The 12,295-nt window shown below is 35.8% G+C and carries 12 protein-coding genes and 2 other annotated features; of the genes, 9 read left to right on the top strand and 3 right to left on the bottom strand.

Annotated elements, in window-relative coordinates:
* The first annotated feature begins 43 nt into the window (after window positions 1-43).
* From HLK68_RS01395 to HLK68_RS01385, 3 genes are read left to right on the top strand one after another with little or no spacing between them, the layout of a single operon-like run.
* The gene (locus HLK68_RS01395) at window positions 44-937 is read left to right on the top strand and encodes an RluA family pseudouridine synthase (protein ID WP_132942874.1); all 894 of its coding nucleotides are present in this window, start codon (window positions 44-46) and stop codon (window positions 935-937) included.
* A 58-nt stretch (window positions 938-995) separates the two neighbouring features.
* A complete protein-coding gene (locus HLK68_RS01390; RefSeq protein WP_170837656.1) occupies window positions 996-1,529 on the top strand; it encodes a helix-turn-helix domain-containing protein in 534 nt (177 codons plus the stop codon).
* Window positions 1,484-2,374, top strand: a complete 891-nt coding sequence (locus HLK68_RS01385) for an IS3 family transposase (protein WP_129821811.1) — start codon at window positions 1,484-1,486, stop codon at window positions 2,372-2,374. The genes HLK68_RS01390 and HLK68_RS01385 overlap by 46 nt, the downstream gene beginning before the upstream one ends.
* A 47-nt stretch (window positions 2,375-2,421) precedes the next feature.
* Here HLK68_RS01385 and HLK68_RS01380 read toward each other — a convergent pair whose 3' ends face one another.
* Window positions 2,422-2,721 carry a rhodanese-like domain-containing protein gene (locus HLK68_RS01380; protein WP_040763862.1) on the bottom strand — a complete coding sequence of 100 codons (300 nt, stop codon included), beginning with the start codon at window positions 2,719-2,721 and terminating at the stop codon, window positions 2,422-2,424.
* A 132-nt stretch (window positions 2,722-2,853) separates the two neighbouring features.
* Between HLK68_RS01380 and HLK68_RS01375 the strand changes: the two genes are divergently transcribed.
* The 6 genes from HLK68_RS01375 to HLK68_RS01350 all read left to right on the top strand — a co-directional run bounded on the left by HLK68_RS01375 (window position 2,854) and on the right by HLK68_RS01350 (window position 9,845).
* Window positions 2,854-3,729 carry a helix-turn-helix domain-containing protein gene (locus HLK68_RS01375; RefSeq protein WP_006784130.1) on the top strand — a complete coding sequence of 292 codons (876 nt, stop codon included), beginning with the start codon at window positions 2,854-2,856 and terminating at the stop codon, window positions 3,727-3,729.
* 285 nt (window positions 3,730-4,014) lie between these two features.
* On the top strand, window positions 4,015-5,115 hold the full coding sequence (locus HLK68_RS01370; RefSeq protein ID WP_006784131.1) for an ABC transporter ATP-binding protein: 1,101 nt from the start codon (window positions 4,015-4,017) through the stop codon (window positions 5,113-5,115).
* A 193-nt stretch (window positions 5,116-5,308) separates the two neighbouring features.
* Window positions 5,309-5,521: a binding site (T-box leader), on the top strand.
* Between the two features lie 102 nt (window positions 5,522-5,623).
* Window positions 5,624-5,839 (top strand) — a binding site (T-box leader).
* Between the two features lie 87 nt (window positions 5,840-5,926).
* Window positions 5,927-6,757 (top strand): transporter substrate-binding domain-containing protein, encoded by an 831-nt coding sequence (locus tag HLK68_RS01365; RefSeq protein WP_006784132.1) that lies wholly within the window; start codon window positions 5,927-5,929, stop codon window positions 6,755-6,757.
* A 26-nt stretch (window positions 6,758-6,783) separates the two neighbouring features.
* Window positions 6,784-7,446, top strand: a complete 663-nt coding sequence (locus HLK68_RS01360) for an amino acid ABC transporter permease (protein ID WP_006784133.1) — start codon at window positions 6,784-6,786, stop codon at window positions 7,444-7,446.
* On the top strand, window positions 7,439-8,161 hold the full coding sequence (locus HLK68_RS01355; protein WP_009606816.1) for an amino acid ABC transporter ATP-binding protein: 723 nt from the start codon (window positions 7,439-7,441) through the stop codon (window positions 8,159-8,161). The genes HLK68_RS01360 and HLK68_RS01355 overlap by 8 nt, the downstream gene beginning before the upstream one ends.
* Before the next feature lie 10 nt (window positions 8,162-8,171).
* Window positions 8,172-9,845 (top strand): M14 family metallopeptidase, encoded by a 1,674-nt coding sequence (locus HLK68_RS01350; RefSeq protein ID WP_055164886.1) that lies wholly within the window; start codon window positions 8,172-8,174, stop codon window positions 9,843-9,845.
* A 38-nt stretch (window positions 9,846-9,883) separates the two neighbouring features.
* On the opposite strand, the gene HLK68_RS01345 is transcribed toward HLK68_RS01350, so the two are convergent.
* A complete protein-coding gene (locus tag HLK68_RS01345) occupies window positions 9,884-10,864 on the bottom strand; it encodes a LacI family DNA-binding transcriptional regulator (protein WP_238526649.1) in 981 nt (326 codons plus the stop codon).
* A gap of 94 nt (window positions 10,865-10,958) precedes the next feature.
* Window positions 10,959-12,290 carry an MATE family efflux transporter gene (locus tag HLK68_RS01340; RefSeq protein ID WP_132943010.1) on the bottom strand — a complete coding sequence of 444 codons (1,332 nt, stop codon included), beginning with the start codon at window positions 12,288-12,290 and terminating at the stop codon, window positions 10,959-10,961.
* Window positions 12,291-12,295: the final 5 nt, after the last annotated feature.

Genomic DNA, 12,295 nt, shown 5'->3' with positions numbered 1-12,295 from the left:
TATCTGGACTTATCTATCAGAATTAAAAGTTAAGGTGGAATCTATGAGTTTAACATTAACCTATGAAATCAAAGCAGCAGATGATCAAACCTTACTGCTTAATTTTTTGAAAAAACAAGACATTTCTAAAAAAGCCATTGTTGCGACGAAACATCGTGGTGGAAATATGGAAGTGAATGGTGAGCATCAAAATGTTCGCTATCTTTTAAAAGAGGGAGATGTCTTAGTGATTACATTTCCTGAAGAAGAGAGAAGTACAGGGCTGACTCCGTATGAGATGCCGCTTGATGTAGTGTACGAAGACGAGTATTTACTGGTCATCAACAAACCAGCAGGCATTCCAACGATACCCTCTTTACGTCACCCAGAAAAAACGCTCGCCAACGCTCTCATTCATTATTACAATGAGCATGAGATTGCCTCGACGATTCACTTTGTCAATCGGTTAGACCGTGATACGTCCGGGCTTTTAATGGTCGCTAAGTACCGCCACATTCACCATTTGCTAACGAAAGATGTGAAGCAGATTAAGCGCAAGTATTATACGCTTGTCAAGGGAGTGATGGGAAAAAATTCAGGGACTGTTCATGCGCCGATTGCAAGAGAATCCGAAGGAAATGTGCGACGTTGTGTTCGTGCAGATGGTGATGATTCAATTACCCATTATCAGGTGCTTGAAGTATGGGAAAAATCGACGCTTGTCGAGTGTGAACTTGAAACAGGACGAACACATCAAATTCGGGTCCATATGAATTATTTAGGTCATCCCTTAGTTGGGGATACACTGTATGATGAATTCGCGTTAGAGCTAGAAGAGGGACATCTCTTACATAGCTATGAACTAAGCTTTACTCATCCGATTACAAAAGAGAGACATCTTTTTCAAACAGATTTACCTAAACGTTTTAAAGCCTTAAAAAAGGGACAAGAATGTTAAACACTGTAGTGCACCCCAAATGTTAGACTTAAAAATCTAATGTTAGGGGTGTTTTTCTATGGCTAAATATAGCTCAGAATTTAAGTTGCATGTTGTTAACGAGTATTTGCAGGGAACTTTAGGTTACCGTTTGCTCGCTAAAAAATATCACATACCAAGTAAATCACAAATTGAAACGTGGGTTAGACAATATAAACAAACTGGAAGAAGTGGAGTTCAACGAAAAGAAAAACAAGAATATACTGGAGAATTTAAATTAAATGTATTAAACTATATGAAAACAACAGGTGCTTCATATAGTCAAACTGCTATCCATTTTGGATTATCAGAGATAGGAACGATTGCCAATTGGAAGGCAGACTTTCTAAAAGACGGTGCAGGGGCATTCTTTAAATCGAAAGGAAGGCCTCAAAATCCTATGACTAAATTAAAAGCATCTAAACAACCAAAAACTTTAACTCGTGAACAACAATTAGAAGAAGAACTTAAATTATTGAGAATCGAGAATGAATACTTAAAAAAGTGTCACGCCCATGGAATTACGCCATGGAGCCAAAGAATCAAATCGAAACAAGAATCATCCAAGAATTAACGGCTAATTTTAAATTAAGTGACATTTTAAAGGTCACAAAGTTTCCTAAATCAACCTATCACTATTGGGTCAATAAGATGAAACAAGTAAATCCTGATCAAGAGCTTGAAGAGCTGATTTTAATTATTTTTAAAGAGAGTGATGAGACTTACGGCTATCGTCGAATTCAAGATGAGCTTTATAATAGAGGAATTAGAATCAATCATAAAAAAGTATATCGTCTCATGAAAAAGCTTGGGATAATGTGTGTCAAGTTTGGTCGTAAATCACGTCAATATCGCTCATACAAAGGGACTGTTGGAACAGTGGCTAAGAATCGAATTAATCGCCGTTTTAATACACCGTATCCTTATCAAAAGTTAACAACAGATGTGACGGAGTTTAAAACACAAGAAGGAAAGAAATTATATTTGAGCCCTATAATGGATATGGCAACGGGTGAAATTTTATCTTTTTCAATTAGCCATAAACCTGATTTAAACTTTGTCATGGAATCATTATATCAAGTTCTTCCAATTCTTGAACAAGCTAAATATCGAACAACGATTCATTCTGATCAAGGTTGGCACTATCAACATAGACAATGGGTTCAAACATTAAAACAGAATAACATATTTCAAAGTATGTCTCGTAAAGGAAACTGTTTAGATCATTCTCCTATGGAAAATTTCTTCGGGATTCTTAAACAAGAAAAATATTATGGTAAAACATTCAAAACATATGAGGAGCTAAAAGAAGCAATTGAAGAATATATTGACTACTATAATCATAAACGAATCAAAAGAAAATTGGCTGGCATGAGTCCAGTTCAATACCGAATTCATACCAGCCAATTGGCTGCTTAATATTTAGTTCAACTTTTTGGGGTCACTACACACTCTTGTCCCTTTTTTTATCTGAATCGCATATTAGCATAACCACCTTGCACAGAGACTACCCGGTACCCCAAAGGTTCTAGCATCATACAGGCTCGATAACTTTCACTCCCACTATCGCAAATTAAAAAGTAGGTTGAATTCAGCGTTAAAAATTTTTCGGGGTACATGACAATCGATTGATATGGAATATTAACTGCACCAGGAATATGAAACTCCGAAAATTCATAGGGAGATCTTATATCAATGACAATTGGTTTTTGCTTACTACTACCCATAAGTTGAGAAAGCTGACTAGGACTAATTATTTTAGGCATCTTTTTATCCTCCTTTATAAGTTTCTAGTAAATCTTTTTTAATACCCTCATCCGTTAAACTGCTATTTTATAGGAATTTAAAAAATGATATACTTACTGTATATATTATGAGGGGAAGGGTGAGGGTGTCATATGCTTTTACAATTAAAACAATTATACGGGGAACAATGTATCGTTGACGAAATTCCAGACTATCCAAATGACTATTATTGGTATAAAGATGATCAAAATCACCTCATCGGTATCAAAAAAGGGATCTCAAAACAAGAGAAAAAATTACTAGGGGTTATGCTTGAAGAGGTTGTAGGCGTTGATTTTAATCAACAAATCAAATTATTGTGGCTAGAATTACTGTTACACAATAAAAAAAGTTTATTAGACATGATTCAAAAAGACGGAAATGAAATTAGATTTATCTTCTTTGCCCACCATTTTGATGGTGATACTAAACTAGAGTTTGATGAACTTATCAAAGAATTAAATGAAAAATGTATTGTCCTCTTTTTAAGCCGTGAGTTTGGTGTCATTATCGATTTTCAAACAAAAGAAGAACATAATCTAGAAGAACTCGCACAAGCGATTCAACAAGACTTCTATCACAACATTAATTTTTATCAATCAGACTGTTATTTAGTTGATTCAAACATTTCGCAGGCCTTTTTGAATGAATATGAACTTTATAAAAAATATCGAAATACGACTAAGTTGACGGTTAGTTCACACGATTTACTACTACAATATATGATTCAAAATTTAAATCTATACGAAGGCTATTCCCATTTTGTCGAGAAGTTTAACAAAATCCCCTATGACTTATTAGAAGTTGCTAAAGTTTATATGGAAAACAACTTTAATATATCCGTTGGTGCCAAGATGATCTATATGCATCGCAATACGTTCATGAACAAACTTGAACGATTTATCCAATTAAGTGGACTCAATATTAAAGAATTCCATGATGCTTTGATTGCCTATGTCATCATTAATCAAATGGAAAAAAACACTTAAACTGTCATCTTGTATGACGGTTTTTTTCATCAAATTTGGAGTAGATGAGAAGCTTTTAGTTGTCTAGAATCCCGTTGATGTCATAGATCATAGAATCGAGATTTAATAGTGTGTTCGACGACATCAAGGAATAGCTTAGCTTTTAATTTGCGATGTAAAATTAAAGGTTTAGAGCCCCTTATACACTTTGCACAATTTATGTATGCGTTTTATGTGCAGTTTGTTTATTGATAAAAAATCGTTTTCATTCTATAATTTAACTATCACATGAGGGAGGAATTAAAAATGGCTGAAATTAAATTAAAAAATATTTACAAAATCTATGAGAACAATCCAAATCCATCGGTAACTGACTTCAATTTAGATATCGCGGACCGCGAATTTATCGTATTCGTTGGACCATCTGGATGTGGGAAATCTACTACTTTACGTATGATCGCAGGGTTAGAAGAAATTTCTAAAGGGGAATTCTATATTGATGGTGTGTTAATGAATGACGTAGCACCAAAAGATCGTGATATCGCGATGGTATTCCAATCTTACGCGTTATATCCACATATGAATGTATATGATAACATGGCATTCGGATTAAAATTACGTAAAATTCCTAAAGATGAAATCGACCGTCGAGTTAAAGATGCTGCTCGAATCTTAGGTCTTGAACAATATTTAGATCGTAAACCAAAGGCGTTATCAGGGGGACAACGTCAACGTGTTGCTTTAGGGCGTGCAATCGTTCGTGATGCAAAAGTATTCTTAATGGATGAGCCATTATCAAACTTAGATGCTAAATTACGTGTTGCCATGCGTTCAGAAATCATTAAATTACATGAGCGTTTAGCAACAACTACTATCTACGTAACACATGACCAAACAGAAGCGATGACAATGGCGTCTCGTATCGTTGTTATGAAAGACGGAGTTATCCAACAAATCGGTTCTCCAAAAGAAATCTACGATAACCCAGCAACTGTATTCGTTGGAGGATTCATCGGTTCACCTGCTATGAACTTCATCCACGGTAAAGTAGCTAACGGATATTTCGTAGCTGACAACCAAAAATTCCGTATTCCTGAAGGAAAATACAATATGTTAAAACAAAAAGGATACGATAATAAAGAAATCATCTTCGGTATTCGTCCAGAAGATATTCATGATGAGCCAATCGTAACTGATACTTACGAAGAAGCAAAATATATTGCTGAAATCGAAGTTGCTGAGTTACTTGGACATGAATCAATCCTTTACACTAATTTAGCGGGACAACAATTAGTTGCTAAAGTAGATGCTCGTTCAGATATCCGTATGGGAGATAAATTAGAAGTTGCTTTAGATATGAACAAATGTCACTTCTTCGATGTTGACACTGAAAAAGCTATTCGTTAATCGAAGTTTAAAAAATAATATATACACACACTTTAAAGCTGTATCTTGAATAAGATACAGCTTTTTTTGTCTCTTCATCCTAAATCTAATCGGACTTTTAAAGGATTGAAAATATCTTCTGATAGAATGAAGTTTTGATTAGAAAATGGTGGGAGAATTTGATTGATTTATCTTGTACATTATTATTAACTTAAAATAATCAATGATCAAGAGAGTAGAAGTAGAGCATATCTAACAGCGAGTAGGGGGATGAGAGCCTAAAAGTGATTCTATTTTGAAGCGCACTTGTGAGAGTTTATCTGAACTAAGAGTAGGATAAGACGCCTACCTGCGTTAAGGGTTAGAGGGAAACATATTTTGTTATATGTTTAACTGGAGTGGTACCGCGGTCTTAATCGTCTCTAGAATTAATAGTCTAGAGGCGTTTTTTTTATTTTATTAATAAAACAACAAATGGAAATATTTGGTTGACAAACAGAGGTGAATCCTGTATGTTAGTAATAACTTAAAAAAATCGATGATCAAGAGAGTAAGGGTAGAGGGAACTTAACAGCGAGTAGGGAATGGTGAAAGCCTACAGGAACATCTATTCTGAAGCGCACTTGTGAGAGCTTATCTGAACCAAAAAGTAGGATAAGACGCCTGCCTGCGTTAAAGGTTAAAGGGAAACATATTTTGTTATATGTTTAACTGGAGTGGTACCGCGGTCTTAATCGTCTCTAGAATTAATAGTCTAGAGACGATTTTTTTTATTCTTCAAGGGCCCTGAAGATAAAAAAACAAAAAGATGAACTTAAGGGAGAGATGAACAATGAAAAAAATGATTAAAGGTTTAGTCTTTATAGGAATATGCTTATCAGTACTGGGTGGATGTGCACAAAGTTCAAATGAAACGAGTCGATTCGATAAAATAAAAGAAACTAAAAAAATAACCATGGCGACAAGCCCAGATTATGCACCTTATGAATTTATTGATCCAACAAAGTCAGGATCGGAACAATATGTAGGAGCAGACATTGAACTTGGAAAATATATCGCACAAAAATTAGGTGTTGAATTAGAATTGAAGATTATGGATTTTAGTGCTGTTTTAGCTGCCATTAGTGAGGGAAAAGCTGATATGGCGATTTCAGGACTAGGATATAAGCCTGAACGTGCAGAAGCAATGGAGTTTAGTGAGGCCTATAATACATCTGAAGATGGAGACGGTGATGGATTTTTAATTCGTGCAGAAGATGTCGAAAAATATAAAACATTAGAAGATTTTAATGGAGTTAGTATTGCAGCTCAAAGTGCTTCATTACAAGAAGGATATGTTAAAGACCAATTACCAAATGCCCAAATTAATACCATTGCCTCTCTTTCAGATGGTGTCTTACGTGTTCAAAGTGGAAAGTCAGACGCGTTAGCTATCTCATATTCAACAGGAGAGCAGTATGTGAACGCCAATAAAGATTTAGTCATGAGTTCTGTCTTGTTTGAAGGAAATGATTCAGAAGGAACCATGATTGGAATTGTTAAAGGGGAAACAGAATTAGTCGAAGCCATCAATGAAATCATCCAAGAGGTAAAAGAACAAGGATTATATCAACAATGGGAAGAGGCGTATATAGCCTATGCTAAAAGCTTAGGAATTGAATAAGACGCATTAAGGAGGAGTGTGAGAACATGGTTCAAGATATGATTAAAATTTTAGATCAGTACTGGTATGTCTTTTTAGAAGGGCTAGGGGGAACGTTAAGTCTAGCTGCTATCACGGTTTTCTTTGGAATGATTTTCGGGGCAGTTCTTGCCATCATTAAGTTATCAAAATCAAAAATTGTTCAATTCATTTCAACCGCTTATATCGAAATTATTAGGGGAACACCTTTACTGTTACAACTTTATTTCTTTTGGTTATTTTTGCCGAAATACTTACCATTTGAAATCTCAGATTGGACTTGTATTGTCATTGCCTTAGTTATTAACAGCAGTGCCTATGTTGCCGAAATTATCCGTGCCGGAATTCAAGCGGTTGACAAAGGACAGATGGAGGCTGCTAAAAGTCTTGGAATGAGTGATGTCCATATGATGACTCGCATCATCTTCCCACAAGCCGTTAAAAATATTTTACCAGCGCTTGGGAATGAATTTATCATGATGGTCAAAGAAACATCACTCGCATCAGTCTTCTTTATCAACGATTTAATGACCTCGTATCAAATGATAAAATCGGCCACATTCAAACCGATTGCACCACTTATGATTACCGCGGTCATCTATTTTATTGTCACATTTAGCTTATCAAAAGTAGTTAAAGCGATGGAAGGGAGATTGAGTGTCAGTGATTAAAGTTGAAAAATTAAGTAAATCATTTGGAGATTTAAAAGTATTAGATGAAATTACCGAAGAAATTCATCAAGGGGAAGTGGTATCCATCATAGGTCCGAGCGGCAGTGGAAAAAGTACATTTTTACGTTGCTTAAATCTACTTGAAAAGCCGAGTAGTGGGCGCGTTATCTTTGAAGGAACCGATATAACAGATAAAAAAGTAAACATCGATTTACACCGTCAAAAAATTGGGATGGTCTTTCAACATTTTAACGTCTTTCCTCATTTAACTGTCCTTGAAAATATTACGATTACGCCAAGGCTTGAAAAGAAAGTTCCAAAAGCAGAAATTGAAGCCAAAGCATTAGGATTATTAAAAAAAGTTGGGCTTGAAGAAAAAGCAAATGAATACCCACGAAAATTATCAGGGGGACAAAAACAACGTCTAGCAATTGTTCGTGCCCTTGCGATGGACCCAGATGTCATTTTATTTGATGAACCAACGAGTGCACTCGATCCTGAGATGGTAAAAGAAGTCCTTGAGGTGATTAAAGATTTAGCCGTGAATGGAATGACGATTGTCATTGTGACGCATGAGATGGGATTTGCTAAACAAATTAGTGATCGTGTGCTATTTATGGATGGGGGCAATATTTGCGAACAAGGAACGCCACAGCAAATTTTTGATAACCCACAACATCCACGTACGCAAGCCTTTTTAAGTAAAGTGCTATAGGGGGGATTTAATGTTAACGACGTTTAAATATGATCATTATTATTTATATGATGAATTAAAAGATTGTCTTAAGATATTACAAGATAAATATCCTCATTTAATGAGTGTCGAATCCATTTGTGAAACAGATGAACAAAAACAAGTCTTTGCCGTGACGCTCACGAATCAAAACACAGGGGCGCCACATACGAAGCCTGCCTTTTATATGGATGGTAATCATCATGCAGGTGAAGTAACAGGTTCCATGGCCGCGATGCATACGATTGATTATCTAGTGACAAATGAAAGCCCATTACTAAATGATTATACGGTATATGTTATTCCACGTATGTCACCAGATGGAGCGGAAGCCTATTTAACCAGTGCAGAGAAACTTCGCTCAGTGAATCGAAATTATCCGTATGAGGAAAAAGAAGCGGGATTGCATCCTAGTGATCTAGATGGTGATGGTGTCATTCGTTTAATGCGTGTTAAATCACCGTATGGTGCTTGGAAAATTTCAAGTGATGATTCACGAATCATGATTAAGCGCCAGCCGGATGAGGTGAATGGAGATTTTTATAACGTTTATCCTGAAGGGGAAATTGTTGGATTTGATGGGATCAATATTAAACTAGCTAAAAATAAATGGGGGCTTGATTTTAATCGAAATTATCCATTTGGATGGTTCCCAGATGCCCGTCAACCGGGTTCAGGGAAATATCCACTTTCAAATCCTGAAAATAAAGCGGTGGCTGACTTTATTATTAACCATTCGAATATTAGCTTAGCTTCAACGCTTCATACGAGTGGAGGAATGATTATCTATCCACCTGGGATACATCCTGAAAAAAAAGCTCATCCCTTTGATATGAAGTTATATAAAACGATTGGAAAAATGGGAACAGATGAAACAACGTATCCATGCTACAACATTTTTGATGCTTTCTTGACAGATACTGTTAATTATTCATCAGGTGCCTTTGATGATTGGTGCTACTTTACCCAAGGAATTTTAACTTATACCGTTGAACTATGGGATATGAAAAAGCACGCCGGAATTTCCCATACTTGGCCACGCATTGCCCATCAAGAGGTTGAAAAAGAGCTGGAAGATTATAAAAAGCAACTGGCGTGGATTGATACGAATGTTTCAAAAGAAGCAGGATTTAAGGAATGGACAAAGATTAATCATCCGCAACTCGGTGAAGTTGAAATAGGTGGATGTGATTTCAAATATACGATGCAAAACTGTCCGCCACATCTACTTCAGACCGAGATAGAAAACAACACCAAATTTATGTTGCGTCAAATTGCGACGCTTCCAAAATTAGTTTTTGCATCTGTAGAGGTGATTCAAGTAGCTCCCAATCTTTATCAAATGGAAGTCGTTGTTTCAAATCAAGGCTATCTTCCAACCTATGTTTGTGAACAAGCTAAAACGGTGAAAGTTGATCAACCAGTCACTGTTTCATGTGTTGGAGAAGTTAAATTGATAAACAGTGAAGAAACTCAGACCATCGGCCATCTAGAAGGATTTTCAGGAATTAAAACAGAGTATAGCTATGATGGAATTCAGACCGAGAATCATGCCCCTATTTTGAAAAAAGTAACGTGGTTGATTCAAGCTAAGACAGGGACCACCGTTACCTTAATAGCTACTCAACCTAAAGCAGGACGAATTGAAAAAAGCATGTCCTTATAGAATAAAAAATACCGTGAAGCAGCGCCTCACGGTATTTTTTATTTTGTTGACTCACGTTCGATGAGTTCAACAGGTAATGTAATATGTAATTGTTCAATCGGTTCCTTTTTAATTAACTTAAATAAGGTTTCAGCAGCGATTTCTCCCATTGATTGAATCGGTTGGGCAATAGTTGTAATCGTTGGATCGGTAAATTCACAGATGCTGATGTTATCATATCCAACAATTTGAACATCTTCTGGGACTGAACGTCCTAATTTTTTTAAACAACGCATCGCACGCGCTGCAATGATGTCACTTCCAGCAAAGATTCCATCAATTTGAGGATGCGTAATTAAAAATTTATAAATTTCTGAGGTATTATCTGTTGAAAAATCAAGCTCTACCGTATGGACACGAATATAGGGATCACGGTTCATCGTCTCTAAAAAGCCATTACAACGTTCATTCGCAGGTGCAACTGTTGATGGACCTCGGAATTGAACGATATTTTTACATCCGAGTGACATGAGTCGATTGGCTGCTAAAATTCCTCCCATATAATTATCGGCTGTAACAGATGGGATATCTTTACTGATAATACGATCCAGTGCGACAATTGGAATATCTAAATTAGTATAAGAAGCGATATCCGGTGAATTTGAGCATAAAATTAGACCATCAATTTTATTGGTTGAGAATATTTGTAAATATTCTTTTTCACGATCAATACTCTCCTTTGAAGTACATAGCATTGTTTTATAGCCATGATGTAAAATAACCTCTTCCATCCCTGAAATCATGTCGTTGAAAAATTCATTCTTTAAATCAGGAATAATAACTCCAATAATTTTTGATGATTTTCGATAAAGTGAACGGGCAATTTCATTTGGAACGTAATTTAATTCTTCGATTGCCTTCATTACAAGCTCTTTTGTATGTTCATTAACGTAACCTTTACTATTAATAACACGAGAAACGGTCGCGACTGATACATTCGCAAGCTTTGCTACGTCTTTAATATTTGCCAAATTTGCCACCCCTAAAACTATTTATGTAATCGTTAACCTATCCCTTAATTATAAAGACGTGAGCTGTTAATGTCAATCATCGTCTCGATGTAAAACGCTAAAATTAGGAAATAAACGACTTATTTACCCATTTTTGGGACTTCCAACGAATGGTGAAGACCAGTCCTCGGAAACACTCATCCACTGCAAATGCAATCCAAATACCAGCTAATCCAAGACCAAACCAAATCCCAAGAACATAAGCGACTGGAATACAAATGACCCACATCCCAACAATCCCTAAAATAAATGGATAATTAATATCTCCCGCTGCTTTTAAAGCATTCGTTAAGACAAGATTTGTTGCACGACCAATTTCTAAGAATACATTAATTAATAAAAGCGTGTGTCCAAGACTTAGAATATTTGCATCACTTGTAAAAATTCCAAATAAAAAATCACTGCCTAAGTAACAAATAATTGAAAGTCCAAGTGAGACGGATACGGCTAATCTCTGCGTTTTAAATGTCTGATGCGAAACCTCATCTGTTTTTTTCTCACCAATCAAATAGCCTACTAACACTTGATTTCCTTGAGCAATTGCTAAACTGAATAAATAAACAAACATCGAAATATTCCCCGTATAAACACGCGTTGTAATCGCTAGTGTTCCAAGCATGGAAACAAAGGAAATAATAATGACTTGTGATGTTGAATAAGCAAGTTGTTCAAGAGCTGATGGGACTCCGATTTTTAAAATATTTTTAACATCTTGAAGTGGCCAAGATTTGAAGAAGTGTGTTGAAAATTTGAACTCAATTTTACGATAAATAATCACAGCAATCAAGACAACCGTTACGAATCGACTAAATACCGTTGAAATAGCGACTCCAACCGGTCCTAGTTCTGGGACCCCAAACAATCCATAGATAAATAGGGCATTCCCACAAATATTAATCAGATTGGCAATTAACGTAATAATCATGGAATGTTTCGTATACCCAAAGCTTCGTAAGATGCCACTTAAGACCGGTTGAATGGCCATTAAAAATAAAAAGCTTCCAATAATTTTCGTATAATTAAGCGTTATATCCATAATTTCAAGTGGCGTATTCATGAATGTTAAAATATATTTTGAACACGTAATCATCACAACACTTAAAATAATACCAATCAAAAAGTTGGCCCCAATCGAAACGATTGAGACCTCGCATGCCTTCGTTTGATTTTTGGCTCCTAAATTTTGTGATACTAAGATAATCGTTCCCGCTGCCACAAAGTTGAACATCACCCCAATCAAGTTAATGACTTGATTCGACATTCCAACAGCGGCTACTGCATTATCCGAATAGGCGCTTAACATGAAGGTATCGACCATTCCCATAAGCATGAACAGTGTCAACTCAATGAAAATAGGCCACGATAATTGAAATAATGATTTTTTTTCAAATGACATAACTT

This window comes from Turicibacter sanguinis, assembly GCF_013046825.1.
Taxonomy (GTDB): Bacteria; Bacillota_I; Bacilli_A; order MOL361; family Turicibacteraceae; genus Turicibacter; species Turicibacter sanguinis.
The sequence above is the reverse complement of the archived record's forward strand: the minus strand, read 5'-3'. Positions and strand labels throughout refer to the sequence as shown.